General features: G+C 62.3%; 21 protein-coding genes and 2 pseudogenes. 12 read left to right on the top strand and 11 right to left on the bottom strand.

Going from position 1 to position 21627, the window contains the following annotated elements:
- Nucleotides 1-8: 8 nt before the first annotated feature.
- On the bottom strand, nt 9-869 hold the full coding sequence (speE, locus tag KVY02_RS17185) for a polyamine aminopropyltransferase (protein ID WP_039178680.1): 861 nt from the start codon (nt 867-869) through the stop codon (nt 9-11).
- Complete coding sequence (gene hemE, locus KVY02_RS17180; RefSeq protein ID WP_016915400.1) at nt 866-1981, bottom strand: uroporphyrinogen decarboxylase; 1116 nt, start codon at nt 1979-1981, stop codon at nt 866-868. The genes speE and hemE overlap by 4 nt, the downstream gene beginning before the upstream one ends.
- A 276-nt stretch (nt 1982-2257) precedes the next feature.
- Between hemE and ribA the strand changes: the two genes are divergently transcribed.
- Nucleotides 2258-2836 (top strand): GTP cyclohydrolase II, encoded by a 579-nt coding sequence (ribA, locus tag KVY02_RS17175; RefSeq protein WP_371317433.1) that lies wholly within the window; start codon nt 2258-2260, stop codon nt 2834-2836.
- A 3-nt stretch (nt 2837-2839) separates the two neighbouring features.
- Here ribA and KVY02_RS17170 read toward each other — a convergent pair whose 3' ends face one another.
- The 5 genes from KVY02_RS17170 to KVY02_RS17150 form a co-directional block, all read right to left on the bottom strand.
- Entirely contained in the window at nt 2840-3460 is a 621-nt protein-coding gene (locus tag KVY02_RS17170; protein ID WP_100732041.1) for a glutathione S-transferase family protein, read from the bottom strand.
- 64 nt (nt 3461-3524) lie between these two features.
- Nucleotides 3525-4286, bottom strand: a complete 762-nt coding sequence (gene djlA / locus KVY02_RS17165) for a co-chaperone DjlA (protein WP_081135897.1) — start codon at nt 4284-4286, stop codon at nt 3525-3527.
- A gap of 28 nt (nt 4287-4314) precedes the next feature.
- Nucleotides 4315-6225 carry a 1-deoxy-D-xylulose-5-phosphate synthase gene (gene dxs / locus KVY02_RS17160; protein WP_193461351.1) on the bottom strand — a complete coding sequence of 637 codons (1911 nt, stop codon included), beginning with the start codon at nt 6223-6225 and terminating at the stop codon, nt 4315-4317.
- Between the two features lie 39 nt (nt 6226-6264).
- Nucleotides 6265-7158, bottom strand: a complete 894-nt coding sequence (locus tag KVY02_RS17155; protein WP_218314014.1) for a farnesyl diphosphate synthase — start codon at nt 7156-7158, stop codon at nt 6265-6267.
- Nucleotides 7152-7436: an exodeoxyribonuclease VII small subunit gene (locus tag KVY02_RS17150; RefSeq protein WP_218314013.1), complete on the bottom strand. Its 285-nt coding sequence runs from the start codon at nt 7434-7436 to the stop codon at nt 7152-7154. The genes KVY02_RS17155 and KVY02_RS17150 overlap by 7 nt, the downstream gene beginning before the upstream one ends.
- Before the next feature lie 274 nt (nt 7437-7710).
- On the opposite strand from KVY02_RS17150, the gene serA reads away from it, so the two are divergent.
- The gene (gene serA, locus KVY02_RS17145; RefSeq protein WP_016915391.1) at nt 7711-8955 is read left to right on the top strand and encodes a phosphoglycerate dehydrogenase; all 1245 of its coding nucleotides are present in this window, start codon (nt 7711-7713) and stop codon (nt 8953-8955) included.
- A gap of 53 nt (nt 8956-9008) precedes the next feature.
- Here serA and KVY02_RS17140 read toward each other — a convergent pair whose 3' ends face one another.
- The gene (locus KVY02_RS17140; RefSeq protein WP_218314012.1) at nt 9009-9698 is read right to left on the bottom strand and encodes a pirin family protein; all 690 of its coding nucleotides are present in this window, start codon (nt 9696-9698) and stop codon (nt 9009-9011) included.
- Nucleotides 9699-9940: 242 nt separating this feature from the next.
- On the opposite strand from KVY02_RS17140, the gene KVY02_RS17135 reads away from it, so the two are divergent.
- The 5 genes and pseudogenes from KVY02_RS17135 (at nt 9941) to ybiO (ending at nt 15254) form a co-directional block, all read left to right on the top strand.
- A complete protein-coding gene (locus tag KVY02_RS17135) occupies nt 9941-10900 on the top strand; it encodes an oxygen-dependent tRNA uridine(34) hydroxylase TrhO (RefSeq protein WP_081193410.1) in 960 nt (319 codons plus the stop codon).
- A gap of 222 nt (nt 10901-11122) precedes the next feature.
- Nucleotides 11123-11254: pseudogene (locus tag KVY02_RS17130) on the top strand (enoyl-CoA hydratase); the annotation flags it as partial.
- A gap of 101 nt (nt 11255-11355) precedes the next feature.
- Complete coding sequence (locus KVY02_RS17125; protein WP_081193408.1) at nt 11356-12180, top strand: IclR family transcriptional regulator domain-containing protein; 825 nt, start codon at nt 11356-11358, stop codon at nt 12178-12180.
- A gap of 16 nt (nt 12181-12196) precedes the next feature.
- A complete protein-coding gene (locus KVY02_RS17120) occupies nt 12197-12628 on the top strand; it encodes a YqaA family protein (protein WP_016915386.1) in 432 nt (143 codons plus the stop codon).
- Nucleotides 12629-12860: 232 nt separating this feature from the next.
- Nucleotides 12861-15254 (top strand): mechanosensitive channel protein, encoded by a 2394-nt coding sequence (ybiO, locus tag KVY02_RS17115; protein ID WP_218314011.1) that lies wholly within the window; start codon nt 12861-12863, stop codon nt 15252-15254.
- 66 nt (nt 15255-15320) lie between these two features.
- Here ybiO and KVY02_RS17110 read toward each other — a convergent pair whose 3' ends face one another.
- Entirely contained in the window at nt 15321-16070 is a 750-nt protein-coding gene (locus KVY02_RS17110; RefSeq protein WP_218314010.1) for an SDR family oxidoreductase, read from the bottom strand.
- Nucleotides 16071-16281: 211 nt separating this feature from the next.
- Here KVY02_RS17110 and folK point away from each other — a divergent pair, with 211 nt between their 5' ends.
- Together folK and KVY02_RS17100 are read left to right on the top strand one after the other, a co-directional pair.
- Nucleotides 16282-16710, top strand: coding sequence for a 2-amino-4-hydroxy-6-hydroxymethyldihydropteridine diphosphokinase (gene folK / locus KVY02_RS17105; RefSeq protein WP_039178640.1), 429 nt, complete (start codon nt 16282-16284; stop codon nt 16708-16710).
- Between the two features lie 119 nt (nt 16711-16829).
- On the top strand, nt 16830-17651 hold the full coding sequence (locus KVY02_RS17100; RefSeq protein ID WP_218314009.1) for a flagellin N-terminal helical domain-containing protein: 822 nt from the start codon (nt 16830-16832) through the stop codon (nt 17649-17651).
- A gap of 44 nt (nt 17652-17695) precedes the next feature.
- Here the strand turns inward: KVY02_RS17100 and KVY02_RS17095 are convergent.
- Nucleotides 17696-17926 (bottom strand): annotated as a pseudogene (locus tag KVY02_RS17095) (BCCT family transporter); the annotation flags it as partial.
- A 258-nt stretch (nt 17927-18184) separates the two neighbouring features.
- Here KVY02_RS17095 and KVY02_RS17090 point away from each other — a divergent pair.
- From KVY02_RS17090 to KVY02_RS17080, 3 genes are read left to right on the top strand one after another with little or no spacing between them, the layout of a single operon-like run.
- A complete protein-coding gene (locus KVY02_RS17090) occupies nt 18185-19237 on the top strand; it encodes an ABC transporter substrate-binding protein (RefSeq protein ID WP_256357533.1) in 1053 nt (350 codons plus the stop codon).
- Complete coding sequence (locus KVY02_RS17085) at nt 19237-20019, top strand: ABC transporter ATP-binding protein (RefSeq protein WP_218314007.1); 783 nt, start codon at nt 19237-19239, stop codon at nt 20017-20019. The genes KVY02_RS17090 and KVY02_RS17085 overlap by 1 nt, the downstream gene beginning before the upstream one ends.
- A gap of 10 nt (nt 20020-20029) precedes the next feature.
- Nucleotides 20030-20803 (top strand): ABC transporter permease, encoded by a 774-nt coding sequence (locus KVY02_RS17080; protein ID WP_016915378.1) that lies wholly within the window; start codon nt 20030-20032, stop codon nt 20801-20803.
- A 9-nt stretch (nt 20804-20812) separates the two neighbouring features.
- On the opposite strand, the gene KVY02_RS17075 is transcribed toward KVY02_RS17080, so the two are convergent.
- Nucleotides 20813-21559, bottom strand: a complete 747-nt coding sequence (locus tag KVY02_RS17075) for a DUF481 domain-containing protein (protein ID WP_081135913.1) — start codon at nt 21557-21559, stop codon at nt 20813-20815.
- Nucleotides 21560-21627 lie beyond the last annotated feature (68 nt).

Here is a 21627-nt window from a genome sequence, read left to right as displayed (position 1 = left end):
GCCCGCTCTCACGCAAAGGCTTTGCGCATGAAGGGGGGCAGCGCCAGGGCTCCACGATGGGCCTCTGCTGTGTAGTACTGTAGCGGCATTTCGTGGCTGGCGGCAGCTTCTTCGCGGAAGCTTTCAACGCTGGTGCCTTTACCTGCCAACGTCACGCTCCACCAGCCAGAGGGGTAGACCGGTTGGGGGAAGGGCAAGGTGGCCACGCTGTCGAAGCCCGCTTCGCGCATGTCGTTGCGCAGTTCGCGAATGATCGAACCGCTATGGTAAAGCGGCGACTCGCTCTGCTGCACCATCACTCCGCCACTTTTCAGAATACGGTGGCAGCGTTTCAGGAAGTCGGTCTTGAACAGGCCTTCGGCCGGGCCGACCGGGTCGGTGGAGTCGATGATCAGCAGGTCGATACTCTCGTCGGCCGCGTCATCCACCCACTTCACGCCGTCGGCAAACAGCAGCTCGGCGCGGGGGTCGCCGTTGGCTTCCACGAGTTCGGGGAAAAAGCGCTCGGCGGCCTTGGTGACTTCCTCGTCGATATCGATCTGGGTGACCTTCTCGACGCCCGGATGGCGCAGCACTTCTTTCAAGGTGCCGCAGTCGCCGCCACCAATGATGACCACGCGCTTGGGGTCCTGATGGGTGAACAGCGCCGGGTGGGCGATCATTTCGTGATACAGGAAGTTGTCGCGGTCGGTCAGCATCACGCAGCCGTCCAGCACCATCAGGTTGCCGTAGGTCTCGGTGGCGTACACTTCCAGGTGCTGGTAGGGGCTTTGCACGTCCAGCAGTTTTTCAGAAACTTTCAGCGAGAAAGCGCTGCCATGGCTATCAAAGACTTCGGTAAACCACTGGTCGTCGCGTAGGTCGCTCATTGCTTGGCTCCTGGGCATGAGTCGTTCGATTGAGTCGGAATGCCCTGATGGTACTGCGGGCTCAAGTCGTGCAGCGCCTCCATGAAGGCGGTGACATGATCAGGGTTGGTGAACTGGCTGATGCCATGGCCCAGGTTGAAAACGTGGCCAGGGCCGTGGCCGTAGCTCTCCAGTACGCGAGCCACTTCCGCACGAATGGCCGAAGGGCGCGCAAACAGCACGTTGGGGTCCAGGTTACCCTGCAGGGCCACCTTATGGCCCACGCGAGCGCGGGCGTCGGACAGCTCGGTGGACCAGTCGATGCCCAATGCGTCGGCACCGGCGCAGGCAATGTGCTCCAGCCACTGGCCACCGTTCTTGGTGAACAGAATCACCGGTACGCGACGACCATCGTGCTCGCGGATTAGCCCGGAGACGATCTGCTCCATGTAGCGCAGCGAGAACTCCAGGTAGGCCGGTGTGGACAGCGCGCCGCCCCAGGTATCGAAAATCTGTACGGCTTGAGCGCCTGCGCGAATCTGAGCGTTCAGGTAGTCGGTGACCGCTTGCGCCAGGGTGTCCAGCAACTGGTGCATGGTGTCGGGCGTGTCGTACAGCATGGTCTTCAGGTGACGGAAGTCCTTGCTGGAGCCGCCTTCTACCATGTAGGTGGCCAGCGTCCAGGGGCTGCCGGAAAAGCCGATCAGCGGCATACGGCCGTTGAGCTCACGGCGAATCGTGGAGACCGCCCGCATCACGTAGTCCAGGTCGCGCTCGGCATTGGGCACGGTGAGCGCGGCGACTTCTTCGGCGGTGCGTACGGTCTTCTTGAATTTGGGACCTTCGCCGGTTTCGAAGTACAGGCCCAGCCCCATGGCATCGGGGATGGTCAAAATGTCCGAGAACAGGATGGCGGCGTCGAGCGGGTAGCGCTCCAGCGGCTGCAGGGTGACTTCACAGGCCAGGTCATGATTGCGGCACAGGTCCATGAAGCTGCCCGCATCGGCGCGGCTGGCGCGGTACTCGGGCAGGTAACGGCCCGCTTGACGCATCATCCACACCGGAGTGCGGTCGACAGGCTGGCGCGCCAGCGCGCGAAGAAAACGGTCGTTCTGCAAAGGTGTGGTGGTCATAAACACTTGCTCTTGGAAAATTTGCCCGCATTGTAAGGGAGTCAGCCCATCCGACGATAGGAATTGTACGTGAAGTTGGGCAGCGGTGGCGCCTGTTGGCTGGCCAACATCGTCGCACCCCGGCCAATCCGTGAGGCTTGCGCCACTTCCTGTTAGACTATGCGCCCACTTGCCAACACTGATGTGGATAACTGGCCTGGTTCATCTGTGAGGTAATCCGTGACCATTCGCTTCATCGCCGCTTCCCGGCTGCCCACCCCCTGGGCCACGTTCACCATGCATGGCTTCGAAGACGATGCCACGGGGAAAGACCATATTGCGCTCACCCTGGGCGATGTGAGCGATGGCGCGCCGGTGCTGGGGCGGGTGCACTCCGAGTGCCTGACGGGCGATGCGCTGTTTTCCATGCGCTGCGACTGTGGCTACCAGCTGCAGGAAGCCCTCAAGCGCATTGCCAGCGAAGGTCGCGGGGTGCTGCTCTACCTGCGTCAGGAGGGGCGCGGTATTGGCCTGCTCAACAAGATTCGCGCCTACCACTTGCAGGACCAGGGGGCGGATACCGTGGAGGCCAACGAGCAGCTCGGCTTCGGTGCCGATATGCGCCGTTACGATCTCTGCGTGCCGATGCTCGAGCATCTGGGCGTTACGGCCCTCAAGCTGATGACCAACAACCCCCGCAAGGTCGATGCGCTCACCCGCGATGGGGTCAACGTGGTGGAGCGTCAGCCCATCACCACCGGCCTCAACCCGCATAACGAGCAGTATCTGGCCACCAAGGCGGGCAAGCTGGGCCACATGATGGCGCTGGATGACTTCACCCAGGCCAGCGATGTGGATATCGAGCGCAAGGGGTAGCGCTTACCCTTTGGCGGCCTGCTCTTTCTCCGCGGCGCGGGCCAGCGCCGGGCGGTCGGCATGGCGGGCGCGGTAGGCCACCAGCGGTTCCGGCAGGCGGTGTTTCATGCTCGCTGCCCAGCTCAAGGTGTGGGTCAGGAAGAGGTCGGCCAGTGTGAAGGTATCGCCCACCAGCGTCTCCTGGCCGTGGTAGCGGCGCTCCAGGGCGGTCAGGGCGCGCTGAAATTCCCAGGCGGCGGTGGGCAGTACGGAGGGCACGCGCTTGTCCTGAGGCAGGGCGAACTTGTGCTTGGCCTGCAGCCACAGCGGCTGCTCGATCTCGGTGACGATGAAGCTTAGCCACTGATCTACCTGGGCGCGTTCCTCTACGCTGTGTGGCAGCAGTTGGCCTTCGCCATACCGTTCGGCGAGATAGCGGCAGATGGGCGCGGATTCAAACAGCGTCAGTTCGCCGTCTTCCAGCACGGGTACCTTGCCATCCGGGTGGCGGGCGAGATGCTCGGCGCTTTGCCCCGCGCCCTGGTCCAGGGCTACGTGGTGGCACTGGTACGCCAGGCCCAGCTCTTCCAGCGTCCAAGCAGCGCGTAGCGAGCGGGAGTTGGGAAAGCTGTATAGCGTGATCATTTGGCGGCTCCAGGCAGTACCGTAAAGTTTTCACTGTAGCGACTCCCTGGAACCCTGTCACGAGCTACTGGCCCCGCGCCGCGCGGATGCGCTCGTAGGCATTGCCAATCTCGCTGGTGCGGGCCTGCGCCACCTCGCGCATGCTCTCCGGAAGCCCCTTGCCCGCCAGCTTGTCCGGGTGATTCTGGCTCATCAGGCGACGATACGCTTTCTTGATCTCGGCATCGCTGGCGTCTTCGGCCACGCCCAGTACGCGATAGGCATCCTTCAGAGCTTCCTCGCTGGCGCCTTGAGAGTTGGCCGTCGCGCCATGCAGCATGGCTTCGATCTGCTGTACTTCGGCCTCGCTGCAGCCAACGCCCCGCGCCACGCGCAGAATCATCTCATGCTCGGCGGGGTGCAGGACCCCGTCGGCGGCAATCGCGCTGAGCTGAACCTGCAAAAATACTTGGCGCAAAATGGGCTGACGCTGGGTCAGGCGATTGACCTTGGCCAGCTCGGCCTCCAGGTCGAAGTCGTCGGCACGGCCCCGTTCGAAGGCGGCCCGCGCCTTGGCGCGGTGCTCGCCCTGCAAGCGCATCTGGTCGAACAGCTTTTCGGCCACGCTCAGCTCACCTGGCGTGACCTTGCCATCGGCCTGGCAAAGGCAGCCCATCACCGAAAAGATCGACTCCAGGAAGCCTTCCTGCAAGCGCGTGCGGGCGGCATTCAAACGGCGCCCCAGCTGGCGTGCCAACCACCAGCCCAGACCCGCCCCCACCAGCAGACCCACGGGGCCGCCGCTGGCAAGGCCGATCAAACCAAACAGAATCATCAAAAAAAGCATAACGGTCTCAACAAGTTAGTCAGAAGGCTCAAGGCGACGGCAGGCGCGAACGAATGGCCGCTTCGATGCCGGCGGCATCCAGGCCGCAGTCGCGCAGCAGCTCGGCGGGGGTGCCGTGTTCGACGAAGCTGTCCGGCAAGCCCAGGTTCAGGACTTCGACCTGAACGCCTTCGGCGTGGAGCAGCTCATTCACCGCGCTGCCCGCGCCGCCTGCAATCACGTTCTCCTCCAGCGTGACCAGCAGCTCGTGCTCGTCGGCGGCGTGCAGCACGGCGTCGCGATCCAGCGGCTTGATGGAGCGCATGTTGATATGCGTTGCATTGAGCTTCTCGGCCACCTCGGCGGCGGCACCATTGATGCTGCCAAAGGCCAGCAGAGCGATGCGCATGCCGTCGCTGGTGCTGGTGCGACGAACCTCGGCCTGGCCAATCGCCATGGGCTCCAGATGGTCTGGAATGGCCACGCCGGGGCCGGTGCCACGGGGGTAGCGAACGGCGGCCGGGCCCGGGTGGTGGTAGGCGGCGCTGAGCATGGCGCGGCACTCTGCTTCATCGGCGGGGGCCAGAATCACCATGCCGGGCACGCAGCGCAGGAACGACAGGTCCATGCTGCCGTGGTGCGTCGGGCCGTCTTCTCCCACCAGGCCTGCTCGGTCGATGGCGAAGGTGACATCCAGGTCCTGCACGGCCACGTCGTGGATCAACTGGTCGTAGCCACGCTGCAGAAAGGTCGAGTAGATGGCGACGACGGGCTTCATGCCCTCGCAGGCCATGCCCGCGGCCAGGGTGACCGCGTGCTGTTCGGCAATCGCCACGTCGAAATAGCGTTCGGGGTAGGTCTGCGCAAAGCGAATCAGATCCGAGCCTTCGCCCATGGCGGGAGTGATGCCCATCAGGCGCGGGTCGGCGGCGGCCATGTCGCACAGCCAGTCACCAAACACATTGCAGTACTTCTTCTTGGGCGCAGCGGGGGGCTTCACCGGGGGCGCGCTGGACGCGGGCACTTTTTCCAGCTTGGTAATGGCGTGATAGCCAATCTGGTCGGCCTCTGCCGGCAGGAACCCTTTGCCCTTGACCGTCTTGATATGCAGAAACTGGGGGCCTTTCTGATCACGCAGGTTGCGTAGGGTCTGGGTCAGCGCGTCCAGGTCGTGGCCGTCGATGGGGCCCACGTAGTGAAAGCCCATCTCTTCGAAGAGCGTTGCGGAGCTCACCATGCCCTTCATGTGCTCTTCAGTGCGCTTGGCAAACTCCAGCGCGCCGGGCAGGTGCGAGAGCACTTTCTTGCCCTCTTCGCGCATTTTCAGGTAAGGCTTGCTGGAGAGCATCCGCGCCAGATAGGTGGCGATACCGCCGACGTTCTCGGAGATCGACATCTCGTTGTCGTTCAGCACCACTAGCATGTTGGCGTTGACGTGCCCGGCGTGGGCCAGCGCTTCGAAGGCCATGCCCGCGGTGAGCGCGCCATCGCCGATGATGGCACATACGCGGCGCGGGTCGTTTTGTGCCTGGGCGGCCAGGGCCATGCCGAGCGCCGCCGAGATCGAGGTGCTGGAGTGACCAACGCCGAAGGTGTCGTACTCGGATTCGGCGCGGCGGGGGAACGCGGCCAGGCCGCCGTGCTGGCGGATGCCGAGCATGGCTTCACGGCGGCCGGTGAGAATCTTGTGGGGGTAGGCCTGGTGGCCTACGTCCCATACCAGGCGGTCCCTGGGGGTGTGGAAGGCGTGGTGCAGGGCCACGCTGAGTTCCACCACGCCGAGCCCTGCGCCAAAGTGGCCGCCGGTGACACCGACGCTATACAGCAGGTAGGCGCGCAGCTCGTCGGCCAGCTGCGCCAGCTGGCCGGGACTCATGGCCCGCAGGGCCGCGGGGTGGTCAAAGGAGTCGAGCAGCGGCGTCGCCGGGCGCTCGCGGGGTATCTCGTCGAACAGCTTCATAGGCGGCATGTTTTCATGGGTATGTTGTGAAAGGCATCGTTAGTGGTCGCGCTCGATCATGTAATGGGCAAGATCGGCCAGGGGCGCGGCGCGCTCGCCAAGCGGGGCGAGCGCGGCAATGGCGTCGTCGATCAATGCGTTCGCTTTTTGCTGGGCGCCCGCCAGCCCGAGCAGGCTGGGATACGTGGGCTTGGCGCGGGCAGCATCGGCACCGGAGGTTTTGCCCAGCGTGGCGGTGTCTCCGGTGACGTCGAGAATGTCGTCGTGAATCTGGAAGGCTAGACCAATGGCCCGCGCATAGCGAATCAGTGCCGCAAGGCGTGGGTCGTCGGCCTCGACGGCGATCAATCCACCCATCTGGACCGCCGCCACGATCAGCGCGCCGGTCTTGTGGGCGTGCATGTGAGCCAGTGCCTCGACATCGGGATGGCCACCCACGGCTGCCAGGTCCAGCGCCTGGCCTGCCACCATGCCATCGCGGCCAGCGGCCACCGCCAGGGTAGACACCAGCGCAGCCAGGCGCGGGTGCGGGCGGCTGGCCATGACTTCAAAGGCCAGCGCCTGCAGGGCGTCGCCTGCCAGAATGGCCGTGGCTTCGTCGTAGGCCTTGTGCACCGTGGGCTGGCCACGACGCAGGTCGTCGTCATCCATGGCGGGCAGGTCGTCGTGGATCAACGAGTAGGCGTGGATCAGCTCGATGGCTGCTGCGGGGGCGTCCAGGGCGTCGTCTTCTGCTCCCAGGGCACGCCCCGCCAGGTAGACCAGCAGCGGGCGCAGGCGCTTGCCGCCCACCAGCAGGCCGTGGCGCATGGCTGCCTCCAGGCGCGCCTCGACGGCGGGCCGAGACTCGAACAGCGCCGCCAGGGTGGCATCGACGCGGGCGTTGCTGGCGCGGCGCAGCGTGGCCAGCGGTGTGTCTTGGGCCGTTACCATGGGGGCGTTTCCTCGCTGTCGTCGTGTCCCTGAGCGGCTGACGGCTCTGGTGCGGCATGGAAGGGAGCCACGTCCAGCTTGCCTTCGGGGGCTTCGCTGAGCGCGCGCACTTTCAGCTCGGCACTGTCGAGGCGCTGCTGGGCATCGCGAGTGAGCCGCACGCCCTGCTCGAAGGCGGTCAGGGCATCTTCCAATGAGAGTTCGCCTGACTCCAGGCGTTCCACGATGGTTTCAAGCTCGGCCACCGTGGCAGCAAAATCTTGGGGAGGGGTGCTCATGGTCAATGCCTACCGTTTGTCGTGGGCCCTGTGCTCGGTGCGGGCGGCGAAAGTGGCCGGATGCCAGTCAAATAAACGCACAGTATACACCGAGGCAAGGGGGTGGCGTCTGCCTCCCGCTGGCGGGATTCCCCGACGTGTGCCGGGTTCATCTTCAAAACGCAGACTTTTCATCATCCGGGAGCGCTAAGAAAGGCGGGGGCTGTGCTACCATACGGGCCTTCCGTGAACCGATACACGGCGCCTGCCGCCGACCATAGAGGTTGATTCAGCCATGGCCAAAACGTCCCTGGAAAAGAGCAAGATCAAGATCCTGCTACTCGAGGGCGTCCACCAAAGCGCGGTGGACAATTTTCACAACGCGGGTTACGAAAACATCGAGCTTATCTCCACATCGCTGGATGAAGAAGCGCTGATCGAGAAGATCCGTGATGTTCATTTCCTCGGCATTCGCTCCCGTACGCAGCTGACGGAGCGTGTGTTCGATGCCGCCGAGAAACTGGTCAGTGTGGGCTGTTTCTGTATCGGGACCAATCAGGTCGACCTGGATGCAGCGCTCAAGCGCGGTATCACGGTCTTCAACGCGCCGTATTCCAACACCCGCTCGGTGGCCGAGCTGGTGCTGGCGGAAGCCATCATGCTGCTACGCGGCATTCCCGAGAAAAACGCGCTGGCGCACCAGGGGGGCTGGTTGAAATCGGCCAAGAACTCCCATGAGGCGCGTGGCAAGACGCTGGGTATCGTGGGCTATGGCAGCATTGGTGCTCAGCTGTCGGTGCTGGCGGAGTCACTGGGCTTCAACGTGATCTACTACGATGTGATCACCAAGCTGGGTATGGGCAACGCCAGCCAGGTCGCCAGCCTGGAGGAGTTGCTGGGGCGTTCGGACGTGGTCAGCCTGCACGTGCCGGACCTGCCCTCTACCCGCTGGATGATGGGTGCGAAGGAAATCGCCGCCATGAAGGATGGCGCGATCCTGATCAACGCCGCCCGTGGCAGCGTGGTCGAGATCGAAGCGCTGGCCGACGCCGTGAAGGCTGGCAAGCTGAACGGTGCCGCCATCGACGTCTTCCCGGTCGAGCCGAAGGGCAACGATGAAGAGTTCCAGAGCCCGCTGCGTGGCCTGCACAACGTGATCCTGACGCCGCATATCGGCGGCTCGACGCTGGAAGCGCAGGAGAACATCGGTATCGAAGTATCCGAGAAGCTGATCACCTACTCGGATAACGGCACCACGGTGACGTCGGTCAACTTCCCCGAAGTGGCGCTGCCTGCCCACCCGGACAAGCACCGCCTGCTGCACATCCACGACAACGTGCCCGGCGTGCTGTCGCAGATCAACCGCGTGCTGTCGGAGAACGGCATCAATATCTCCGGTCAGTACCTGCAGACCAACGACAAGGTGGGCTACGTGGTCATCGACGTCGACAAGGCCTATGGCCCGCAGGCGCTGGAAGCCCTGAAAAAGGTAGAGCATACGCTGAAGATTCGCGTTCTCTACTCGGCGCAGAACAGCTGATATTACCGACCCGCGCAGCGTCACAAAACGGCCCGAAAGGGCCGTTTTGCGTATCAGGCCAGGTCGAACAGCAGGACCTCACTGGCCTCGCTGCCTGCCACTGCAAAGTCCTCGCCTGGGTTGAAAGCCACCGCGTCGCCGGTGCGCAGGGTTTCTCCGTTCACCTCGATGGCCCCTTTCACCACATGCAGCCAGGCGTGGCGGGAAGGTGGCGCTGCCAACTGATCACCCGCGCTCAGCAGGCTGGCATACAGGTTGACGTCCTGATTGACGCCTACCGAGCCGTCGCGGCCATCCTGAGAAGCGACCAGGCGCCATTGGCCTTGGCGTTCGGCCGTGGGGAATGCCTTCTGCTCGTAGCTGGGCGCGATGCCCCGCTGGGCTGGCTGGATCCATATCTGTAAAAAGTGCAGGCCGTTTTGCTGGGAGTGGTTGAACTCGCTATGCACTACCCCTGTGCCCGCTGACATGCGCTGTACGTCGCCGGGGCGCATGACCTCGCCGTTGCCCATGTTGTCCTTGTGCTCCATTTCACCTTCGAGCACGTAGGAGATGATCTCCATGTCCCGGTGGGGGTGGGCGCCAAAGCCGTGGCCCGGGGCGACCTGGTCTTCGTTGATCACCCGCAGGGCGCGAAAGCCCATGTGCTCCGGGTCCATGTAATTGGCAAACGAAAAGGTGTGGTACGAGCGCAGCCAGCCGTGATCTGCATAGCCGCGCTCGTTGGAACGACGAATCTTCATGAACGGTACCTCGTTGATCAGTCAGGTTGTTGCCTACTCTATGTTGCCTACTATACGTTCGAGAGCGCCCTGCGTGGGGTGAAGCTTTCTCAATGATGGCGTTGAAATAATCGACGATTGAGGGCCGTCAGGAGGGTGGCTGGCAGGCGCGTGCAGATGCACGCGCGGCGCGCTTTTTGCTATCATGCGCGGGTTTATTCACCCGGTCCGCCCTTTACGAGGGCGACTACCAGGAGCACTGCATGACGACCCCTACTTCCACACCGCCCATCGTGGTGGCGGCGCTGTACAAATTTGTCACTCTGAACGACTTCGAAGCGCTGCGCGAGCCGCTGCACCAGACTATGCTGGCCAACGGCGTCAAAGGCACGCTGCTGTTGGCCGAAGAGGGCATCAACGGCACCGTGGCAGGCAGCCGTGAAGGCATCGATGCGCTGCTGGCCTGGCTGACCGCCGACCCGCGCCTGGCCGATATCGACCATAAAGAGTCGTTCTGCGACGAGCCGCCGTTCTACCGCACCAAGGTGAAGCTGAAAAAGGAGATTGTGACGCTGGGCGTGCCGGGCATCGACCCCAACGACACCGTGGGCACTTACGTCGAGCCGGAAAACTGGAACGACGTGATCTCCGACCCGGAAGTGCTGGTGATCGATACTCGTAACGACTACGAAGTGGCGATTGGCAGCTTCGAAGGCGCGGTCGACCCCAAGACCACCACCTTCCGCGAGTTTCCCGAGTACGTGCGCCAACACTACAACCCGGAGCAGCACAAGAAAGTGGCGATGTTCTGCACCGGCGGTATTCGCTGCGAGAAAGCCTCCAGCTTCATGCTGAAAGAGGGCTTCGAAGAGGTGTACCACCTGAAGGGCGGCGTGCTCAATTACCTGGAAAAGGTGCCGGAAGAGCAGTCGCTGTGGCGCGGCGAGTGCTTCGTGTTCGATAACCGCGTCACCGTGCGCCATGATCTCACCGAGGGCGAGCACGAGCAGTGCCACGCATGTCGCATGCCGATCTCTCAGGAAGAGATGCAGTCGTCGGCCTACGAGCCCGGCATCAGCTGCCCGCACTGCATCGACTCGCTGCCCGAGAAGACCCGCGCCGCCGCCCGCGAACGCCAGCGCCAGATCGAGCTGGCCAAGGCCCGCGGTGAACCCCATCCGCTGGGCTACAACCCTCGCCAGGCGGCCCACGACAAAGCGTAACCCAACCCCGTGGCCGCTTGCCTTGCAAGAGGCCACTTTGGTCGTCGTGAGCGATCAGCGCGCCGGGCAGCCGCTAAACTGAGCAGCACGTTTTGCTCAGGAGCCTGCCATGCCCTCTTCACACGTTGCTTCCCTCGACGACTGCCTGCTGCGCGGGGCATGATTTGAAGCAGATGCGCGCCCACTCCGAGCAGGCCTATTACCAGGTGCTGTTCGCTCGCCGTGGCGATGCCTTTGGGAGAAGCCTACGCCTTTGCCGGAGACACCATGGCCTGCAACATGCTGGCTGAGGACGTGGCCGAGGGCATCGATGCGTTTATCGAGAAACGCCCGCCGGTCTGGCGGCACCGCTAGCGATCCATTGGTGGAATTTGTTTCCGTAAACGCGACATGGCTGCCGGGGCGAGTTATCCTGCTGATTTATGAATGTTAACGCGCCCTCAGGAGAGTGCCAGGTGAGTGAAGTAAAGCGCAGGTCAGTCGGACGTCCGGCGGGAGCCACCAAAGCCAGCGGCGGGCATAGCCAATCGTTGGTACGCGGCCTCACGCTGCTCGAATACCTGGCGGCCAGCCCGCTGGGGATGGCGCTCTCGGAGCTTTCCGAGCAAGCGGACCTGGCACCTTCCACGACCCACCGGCTACTCCAGGCACTGCAAAGCCAGGGGTTCGTCACCCAGGAGAGCGAGCAAGGCCTGTGGCGCATCGACGTGAAAACCTTCCGCATCGGCAACAGCTTTCTGGAAGCCCGCGACGTGGTGGCGAAAAGCCGTCCGTTTTTGCGCCGCCTGACGGCAGAGACCGGCGAAACGGCCAACCTGGGCATTCGCGATGGCGCCACGGCGGTGTTTTTGGCCCAGAACGAATCGCCGCAAATGATGCGCATGATCACGCGGCTGGGGTCGCGGGCACCGCTGCACGCCTCTGGGGTAGGCAAGGCGCTGCTGGCCTGGATGAGCGAGGAGGAGCGCGACGCGCTGTTGGCGGGTGGGTATGAGCTGGCGCGCGTCACGGAAAACACGCGTTATCAGGTCGATTCGCTGTTGGCGGAAATGGCCGCCATTCGTGCCCAGGGCTTTGCCTGTGACCGTGAAGAGCACGCCATTGGCCTGCACTGCGTGGCCGCGTGTATTTTCGATGAGCACGCCACCCCCTTGGCGGCCATTTCCGTTTCCGGGCCCATGGCGCGCATTCCAGAAGATCGCCTGCTGGCGTTGGGGGCGCTGGTGCGTCGCACGGCCGACGACATCACCCTGCAAATGGGTGGCCAGCGGCCTCGTTAATTGCCGATGATTGCGCATGTTTAGTCTGTTTTGGGTGGCGCTGGCCAGTGCCACCCTGCTGCCCGGCGGCTCTGAAGTGTGGCTGGCCAGGCTCTGGTGCCTGGGTGAGCCCGCGCTGGGGTTGTGGCTGGTTGCCACGGTGGGCAATACGCTGGGTAGCATGATCAACGTGGCCATGGGGCGCTATGCCCGCCAGTTCCAGGATCGCCGCTGGTTCCCCGCATCGCCCCAAGGGTTGGCCCGCGCAGAGCGCTGGTATCACCGCTTTGGTGAGTTCAGCCTGCTGTTGTCATGGCTGCCGGTCATAGGCGACCCGCTCACCGTTCTGGCAGGCGTCATGCGCTTGGCCTGGTGGCGGGCGCTGCTCTGGATCGTGCTGGCCAAGGGCGCGCGCTATGCGCTGTTGATCGTCATGGCCCAGCAGTGGCTGGCCCCTTACTGCCAATAAGGCACTGCTATGCGATTGCCTGAAAACTGCGCGAGGGTGTTTTCGTTGGTGCACCAAAAGCAGTCACGATAACCTCTCTGGCAGTCAGGCATGTTACCCTAGCGTATGTTATGTCAGGTTTGCATTCCTGATGGATGCACTATTCTGTGTGGACGTGTCTGTGTGGGCACGCATAGACAGGTTCTTGGCAAGTCGCAGGATCGCAAAAACTCACCCAAAGGGAGGTTATGGTGTGACGTCACTACGTTTACTACCTTGGCTAGGCGTCTGGATGCTGACGCTATTCGCCTTGCTGGCCGGGCCAGCCATGGCGCAAACCACGCTAGGCGCTGACAATGAAGCGTCGAATACGAGTGCCGAGCAGCCGCCCTCGTATTCTGCGCTGGCGGACTTGCTGGAAGATGAGCAGGCTCGCCAGGAGCTGATTGAGCTGCTGCGCCATCAGGCATCGGCGCTACCTCCCGCACTGGCCAACGAGCTCTCCCCGGAAGCCGCGGCTGCCGGTGGCAATGTCTCTCCTGAAGACGTCTCGCTGCCGCGCCAGCTGGCAGAGTTGACCAGCCGCACGGTGAGCGATGTGGGTGGGCAGCTAGAGCAGGCCGTCTCGATCGTCGGCAACCTGTTCACGGGGCAGGGGGGCGGCACCTTCAATATGGCCGACTTCACCAATGCCGCGATCAATCTCGGCATTGTCATCATTGCCACGTTTGCCCTGTTCTTTACCTTCCGTCGTCTCGCCAAGACGCTGTTTACCAAGCTCAGTGCCTGGTCGTTGGCCGGTGGCAACCTGACCCCGGTGCTGCGTCTCGTGCTATGCGTGGCGCTTGCCGCGGTAGTAGATGTGCTGCTGGTGGCGCTGGCCTACGTGGGCGGCAATCTGATCGCCACGTTTGCGGTGGGCGAAACGGGCGAGCTGTCTACCCGGGCCTCGCTGTTCCTGAACGCGTTCCTGATCATCGAGCTGCTCAAGGCGGCAGTGCGCATGCTGTTCTCCTCCCGCTATGAGGGACTGCGGCTGCTGCATATTTCTGCCCAGGAAGCCTCCTATTGGAATCGCTGGATCGCCCGCCTGATCGGTATGGTGGGCTATGGCCTGATGGTGGTCGTACCGCTGGTCAACTATTACCTGGCCCCGACCTTGGGGCAGGCCGTGGGCACCTTCATCATGCTGCTGGCCTTCGTCTATGCCGTGGCGGTGGTGCTGAAGAACCGTGTTCGACTGCGGAATAACCTGAACCTGATGGGCGACCGTTCGACGCTGATGGCCAGTCGTGTCTCGCTGCACCTGTTCGCTCGTACGTGGCACCTGTTTGCTCTGCTCTACTTCCTGATGGTGTTCGTACTGACCCTGACCCGCCCGGGCGATGCGCTGCCCTTCGTGCTCATGGCCACGCTGAAAACGCTGGTGGCGGTGGTGGTGGGGCTGCTGCTGTCCACCTTCCTCACCCAAACCATCGGCCGCCGTATTCAGCTGTCGGATCACCTGCGTCGCAAGCTGCCGCTGCTGGAAGCGCGCTTGAACAGCTATGTGCCCAATGCCCTGCGCGTGCTGCGCACCATCATTGTCGTGGCTGTGATCATGGTGGTGCTGGATGCCTGGGGAGCGTTCAATCTCGCTGCCTGGTACGCCTCCGAGCGCGGTGCCAACCTGGTGGGCAACCTGATCAGTGTGGCGGTCATTCTGATCGTATCGCTGGGCGTATGGCTGGGGCTGGCCAGCCTGATCGAGCACAAGCTGAACCCCGAGACGGGCGACGGGGAGCCCTCGGCGCGTGCCAAGACGTTGCTTAGCCTGTTCCGTAATGCACTGGCCATTGCCATGGTGACCATTACCGGCATGATCGTGCTGTCGGAGATCGGCATCAACATCGGGCCGCTGATTGCCGGTGCCGGTGTGCTGGGTCTGGCGATCGGTTTCGGTGCCCAGAGGCTGGTGCAGGACGTCATCACCGGCGTCTTCATCCAGGTGGAAAACGCGATGAATACCGGCGATGTGGTGACCGTAGGGGGGATTACCGGTACCGCAGAGCGCTTGAGTATTCGCTCGGTGGGTATCCGCGACCTCTCCGGTACTTATCACATTGTGCCGTTCTCCAGTGTCGATACCGTCTCCAACTACATGCGTGAGTACGGCAACCATGTGGGCGAATACGGTATTGCCTACCGCGAGAACATCGACGATGCCATTGCCCAGCTCCAGTTGGCCTTCGAAGACCTCAAAGCCAGCGAAGAGCACGGTCACAAACTGCTGGCAGACATGACCGTGGCGGGCGTTACTGCGCTGGCCGACAGCTCGGTCAATATCCGTGTGGTCATCAAGACCACGCCGGGTGACCAGTGGGGCGTTGGCCGGGCATACAACCGCCTCGTCAAGATGCGCTTCGACTCGGCGGGTATCGAAATTCCGTTCCCGCATACCACCCTGTACTTCGGGCAGGACAAGTCCGGCTCTGCGCCGCCTGCCAACCTGCGTGTCATGCAGCAGGACTTCACCATCGATGGTAGCCCGGCAGGGCAGCCCAAACGAGCAGAGCTCGAAGTGGATGACCGCCATCGCCCACGGCGTGGAAAATCACCGAGTGAGCAAGAGGCTGAGCACCACAAGCCTGACGATGAGGACGTGTGATCCTCGATGCATCAACGACAAGGCCGCCTCCGGGCGGCCTTGTCGTATTCATGGCAGGCTGATGACTCAACTGCCCGGGTAGTTCTCCGAGTGGCGTCCCACCAGGTTGATGGATTCCCCGCCATCTACGAACAGCACCTGGCCCACCACGAAGTCGTTGTCCAACAAGTAGTACAAAGCTTGTACGAGATGCGCTGGGCTTCCCTGATGATCGGCAGGAATACCCTCGATGCGCCACTGAACATAGTCGCTGGTGCGCTGTGATGCGGGCAGCACGACGCCAGGGGCGATGCCATTGATGCGTAGGCGAGGTGCAAACTCCAGCGCCGCCATGCGCGTCATGTCTGCCAGACTTTTCTTGGACAGCAGGTAGGCCGCATAAGGGTACTGATGGTAAGCCACCTTGTTGTCGATGATATTGATGACCTGGCCGTGTTCGACCACCTCGGCAAAGTGGCGCGTCAATAGCAGCGGGGTAAACATATTGACCCGAAACTGAGTCTCCAGCATGGCCAGGTCTGTCTGGGCGATAGGTGCAGGCGCGTAGGCACTGGCGCTGTTGAGCAGTACGCAAAGCCCTGGGAAACGAGCCTTGGCGTGGGCAATCAACGCGTCCAGCGGGTCTTCCAGAAAGTTGCAGGGCAAGATCTCGCAATCACGCCCCTTGCTCCGGATGCGTTCCGCGACCTCTTCGGCCTCGGTTCGCGAGCTGTTGACATGCAGCGCGATATCGAAGCCCTTGTCGGCCAGCGCTTCGGAAAAGTGGCGGCCAAGGCGGGTGGCGCCACCGGTGACGAGTGCAGCAGGGTTTCCCATGGGTTGCTCCCTATACGGAAGATTATTATTGGGTGGTCAGCTGACTTTCTGCGTGTAAGCAGCGTTTGTCAATAACTTATACAGATATTGAACATAATGCTGAAAACGCTACGCTTGGAGGGTGCCGCTCGTTTCCCGTGGGCAAGTGGAAAAAGGCGGCGGGTACGTTTCAACAGAAACCGTCTTTCTGCTCAAGTCCCGAGGGCTTGCCATGACAGCCATAGCGTCTCATGAGTGCATCATTTCGTTAGGAACCAACATCGAGCCAGAACACCATTTTGCGCAAGCGCTGGAAATCTTGAGCCGCGAGTGTGAGCTGGTGGCCCGCTCCGAAGCTGTACGAACAGCGCCCGTGGGGTTTCAGCAGCAGCCTGACTTCCTCAACGCTGCGTTGGTCGTTCGCACCTCGCAGACCCGTGATGCCTTCAAGGCTTATCTGAGGGATGTCGAGCAGCGTCTGGGACGTGTGCGAGGACCGATCAAGTCAGGCCCGCGTACCATGGATCTGGATATCGTGGCGTGGGATGGTGAAGTGGTCGACGAAGGCTATTTCCAATATGACTATGTGCGTGGTCCCGTGGATGCCGTATTGGCTTCCTGCCATCGCGCTTTGGGAGGGCAAGCGCCCCAGCAGCCGTGAGGGGAGCAGTGTTGCAAGCCTTGTGGTCGTTTTGTTGCTGGACGCGCTCATGTATTGGCCAGGTCGGCCGATAATAACGTTACCCCGTTCCTGTTTCGTTGACGCCTGAGGTCACGCCCTTGCTTAGCCTTGCGACCAACATCACGTCGCTGTTGGTGATGAACAATTTACGTACTAGCCAGCAGGCCATGCAGACCTCCATGCAGCGCCTGTCGTCTGGCTTGCGTATCAATAGCGCGAAGGACGACCCCGCTGGTCAGGCCATTGCCAATCGCATGGGCGCGCAGATTCGAGGCATGAACCAGGCCATTCGTAACACCAACGATGGCATCTCCATGGTGCAAACGGCGGAAGGCTCGCTGAACCAGATCAACGACAACCTGCAACGTATCCGTGAGCTGAGCGTCCAAGCCCTCAACGGCACCAACTCTTCCGAAGATTTGGCCTCTATCCAGCTGGAAATCGATCAGCGCCTGGAAGAGATCACCCGTGTTACCGAGCAGAGTAACTTCAACGGCATCCCTCTAATCAACGCAGATCGAACCCTGAACATTCAGGTGGGTGCCAATGCGGGGGATGTGATTGGCGTTCGTTTTTCCGCCATGGGGCTTCAGGCGCTTGGGCTGGAAGGTTTTAGCGTGCTGGACGACGGCTCGGCCACCGGCAAGCCCATGGACGTGGTGGATGAAGCCATGAAGCTGGTCGACCGCCAGCGCAGCTACCTGGGCGCCGTGCAGAACCGCTTCGAAAGCGTGATCGACGGGCTCAATACCAACATCATCAACACCTCTGCTGCCCAGTCACGCATCCAGGACGCCGATTACGCGCAGGAAGTCTCCAACCTGATTCGTGCCCAGCTGTTGCAGCAGGTCGGCATCTCCATGCTGGCTCAGGTCAACCAGCAGCCGCAGGTGATTCTGCGGCTGCTGCAAGGCTTGTAAGCCGAGATCAGTCGATGATCCCTTGCTCCCGCGCCATGGCGTAAGCCGCTTGCGGCCACGAAGATGGTGGTCAGCAGCAAGATGGCCATGGCCATCCAGGTGCCGCCAGGCAGTGCCTGGGCCACGGTGAGGGTAGCCACGTCGAACTGGAAGTTGTTGAGTGCCTCGGTGATATCGATCACGTCGGTCAATTGGTAGTAAATGCCGGTACCGCCCAGCAGCGTGAACCAGACGGTCGTCGCCAAAGGGGCGAGCACCGCCACCGCCAGAACCAAAAAAAAGCGCCATTCAATGAATGGCGCGAGGACAGGAAACTGAGCACAGTATACCGTCGGGTTAGACCAAAGTCTAACGTTTTGGCCAGAAATGTTTTCTAATGGTGCGCGGCCAATGCGCGGCGCACCATTTTGGCGCTTTCGAGGGCGCTGACTGATCCATTTTCAGGACTAAGCTCATGAATGAAAAGTAAAAAGCAAAAGATGGCAGTGTTGCTGCAAAGCCTCTTCAGCTTTGTATACAAGGTGCTCACTGCCATGCTGATCCGTTCCCGTACTGCCCGTTCCCCTTTGTTTCCGCTAGCGCTATTTGGCGCGGTGCTGATGATGCCGCTCGGCGCTGCTGCCGAGACGACCTCGATTCGCTTCCAGCTGGACTGGCGCTTCGAAGGCCCGGCAGCGCCGTTTCTGATGGCAGCCGAAAAAGGCTACTTCGCCGAAGAAGGTCTGCAGGTTCAGATCGATTCGGGAAGCGGCTCAGCAGGGGCGGTGAACCGGGTGGCCTCGGGTGCCTATGAAATGGGCTTTGGCGATCTCAACGCGCTGGTCGAATTCCTTGCAGAAAACCCGGAAGGCCCTGGCATCAAGGGCGTCTATATCGTTTATGACGGCACGCCCGCGGCGGTGTTTGCGCACAAGGAGAGCGGTATCGAGAGCCCCGCTGACCTGGCAGGCAAGACCATCGCCGCCCCGGCCTTCGACACCGGCTATCGCGCCTGGGGCATCTTTGCCGCTGCCAATGGGCTGGAGGCCGACGCGGTGGCGTGGCAAAACGTCGACCCTGCGCTACGCGAAACCCTGCTGACCCGGGGCGATGTCGATGCCATCACCGGCTTCTACTTCACCAGCCTGCTCAACCTGGAAGAGCGCGGCATGAGCGAAGACGAGCTGACCATCATGCCGTTCCCCGACTACGGCGTTCCGCTGTACGGCAACGCGATTCTGGTCAGTGATGCCTTTGCCGATGCCAACCCCGAGGCCGTGCAGGGCTTTCTGCGCGCCTTCAACCGTGCGCTTGGAGAGACCCTGGCAGACCCCGAAGCAGCCATCGAGTACGTGCGTAACCGCGACGGCCTGATTGATGTCGAGATGGAAACGCGTCGTTTGAAACTGGCGCTGGAGAGCGTGGTGGATACCCCCGATGCCCGCGAATATGGCGTGGGCGGTGTGGATGACGAGCGGCTGAGCCAGGCGATTCAACTGGTGGCGGATGCTTACGATCTGCCCACTTTGCCATCCCCCGATCAGGTCTTTGACTCCCGCTACCTGCCGCCGGTAGAAGAGCGCATGCTGCTGCCGGAGGCGGAGTGATGTCGGCAGCGTTCGTCCGCTTCGATGACGTCAGCCTGGCGTACGACGGCTCGGGCAATGCCATCGAAGATATCGACCTGTCGATACACGAAGGCGAGTTCGTCGCCTTCGTGGGGCCGTCGGGGTGTGGCAAATCCACTTTCATGAAGCTGTGTACCGGCCTGCATGCCCCTACGCAGGGAAGCATCCAGGTGGATGGGCTGCCCGTGACCGGGCCTTTGAAAATCACCGGCATGGCGTTCCAGAATGCCAACCTGCTGCCCTGGCGTACCACCCTGGACAACGTGCTGCTGCCGCTGGAAATCGTCGAGCCCTATCGGCGGCAGTTTCGCAAGCGCCGGGAAGAGTTCAAAGGCTGGGCCCGGGCGCTGCTCGAGACGGTGGGCCTGGCCGAGCATGAAAACAAGTACCCCTGGGAGCTGTCCGGGGGCATGCAGCAGCGGGCGTCCATCTGTCGCGCGCTGATTCATCGGCCGCGCTTGCTGATGCTGGACGAGCCTTTTGGCGCGCTGGATGCGTTCACCCGTGAAGAGCTCTGGTGCGTCTTGCGTGACCTGTGGGAGGCCCAGCGCTTTACCGTGGTGTTGGTGACCCATGACCTGCGCGAGGCCGCTTTCCTGGCCGACACCGTCTATGTCATGAGCCGTCGTCCGGGGCGCGTGATCGAGCGGCGCATCATCGAACTGCCTCGCCCTCGGGCGCTGGAAACCACTTACCAGAAACCGTTCATTGACCTGGTGCAGTCGCTGCGCGCCCAGATCGGTGAAGTGCGCAGCGCCTGAAGGAGTGCCCATGAACCACAATCGCAAGCTGGCCGAGCGGCTGGCTCCCTGGATCGCCATGGCGGGGCTGGTGGTGATCTGGGAAGTGACGGTACGCCTGTTCAACGTGCCCAGCTTTATTTTTCCCAGCGCGCTGGACACGGTTCAGGCGCTGGTGACCTACGCCGGGCCCATCGGCAAGCACTCCTGGCAAACCTTCTGGACCACGTTGATTGGCTTTGGCCTGGGCGTTGCCGTGGGGCTGTTGCTGGGCTTCATCATCGGCTCGTCGCGCTTTTTGTACAACGCCTGCTACCCGCTGCTGGTGGGGTTCAACGCCATTCCCAAGGTGGCCTTCGTGCCCATTCTGGTGGTCTGGTTCGGTATCGGCTCGGTGCCCGCAATACTCACCGCCTTCCTGATCTGCTTCTTCCCCATCGTGGTGAACGTGGCCACTGGCCTGGCGACCCTGGAGCCTGAGATGGAAGATGTGTTGAGGGTGCTGGGCGCACGGCGCATCGATGTGCTGCTCAAGGTGGGCTTGCCGCGTTCGCTGCCGTACTTCTTCGCCTCGCTGAAAATCGCCATCACGCTGGCCTTCGTGGGCACGGTGGTGTCCGAGACCGTGGCCTCCAACCAGGGCATTGGCTACCTCATGATGAGCGCGGGCTCGCAGATGCGCATGGGGCTGGTATTTGCCGGGCTGCTGGTGATCAGTGCCATGGCCATGGTGATGTACGAGCTGTTCTCGCTGCTGGAAAAGCGCATGACCGCCTGGGCACACCGAGGGCAGCAGCGCCAGTAGCCGGTCAGGCTACCAGCGGTAGAGGAGCGACGCGCTGGTGGTATGGTCGGTACGCTCGCTGGCCTCTTCGGGGGGCTGGGAGTTGCGCTTGATCTCATGAGACAGGCGCAGCGACAGCCGCGAATTCAGGCGTGCCGTGAGGGCCGACAGCGAGCGCGAGGTGGTGTTCTCATGGGTATACTCCACCGACATCTCCTGGCGTAGATCCGCGAACTGGGAGAACTCCCAGCGGTAGTCCAGCGCCGAGTAGGCCACGCCCAGCCGCTCGTTCTCATCGTCACGCAGCCGGTCATGGCGATAGCCGGGCCCTGCTTCCAGAGAAAGATAGTGGCGCTCGCCATCCACAATCTGTCGACCATAGCCGCCAATGGCGGTGAGCTGCTGATCGTAGCCCGCAAAGCGGTCCTTTTCCCAGCGGGCAAACCCAAACAGATAATGCGGGCCGTTGAAGTCATAGCGCTCCCGCCCCGCCACGAGGTACTGCTCCGCGCTGGTGTTGCCATCCTTGCTGACATTGCGCACTTCTGCCCGAAACGAGTGGGTGAAGTCGCCGGTCAGCCAAGTGAGCAGTGTTTTGCCGATCAGCGTGCGGCTGTCGGTATTGCCGGAGAGCTGGTTGAAACCAAGCTCGGCGTCGCCGCTGAAGATGGGCGCATCTTCCTGGGGCGGCGGTGGCGCATAAAAGGGGTTGGCTGCGGCAGCCCCCGCCCACAGCGGGCAGCTGGCCAGTAACAGGTAGCGTGAAAGGTGTCGCACTTTTCTCCTCCTTGAGTGTTGCGGTGGGCAGGGAGTATATAAGCCGCTGGGTGAAAAAGCGCAAAGCC

This window comes from Halomonas sp. 18071143 (assembly GCF_019211725.1).
Lineage (GTDB): Bacteria > Pseudomonadota > Gammaproteobacteria > Pseudomonadales > Halomonadaceae > Vreelandella > Vreelandella stevensii.
The sequence above is the reverse complement of the archived record's forward strand: the minus strand, read 5'-3'. Positions and strand labels throughout refer to the sequence as shown.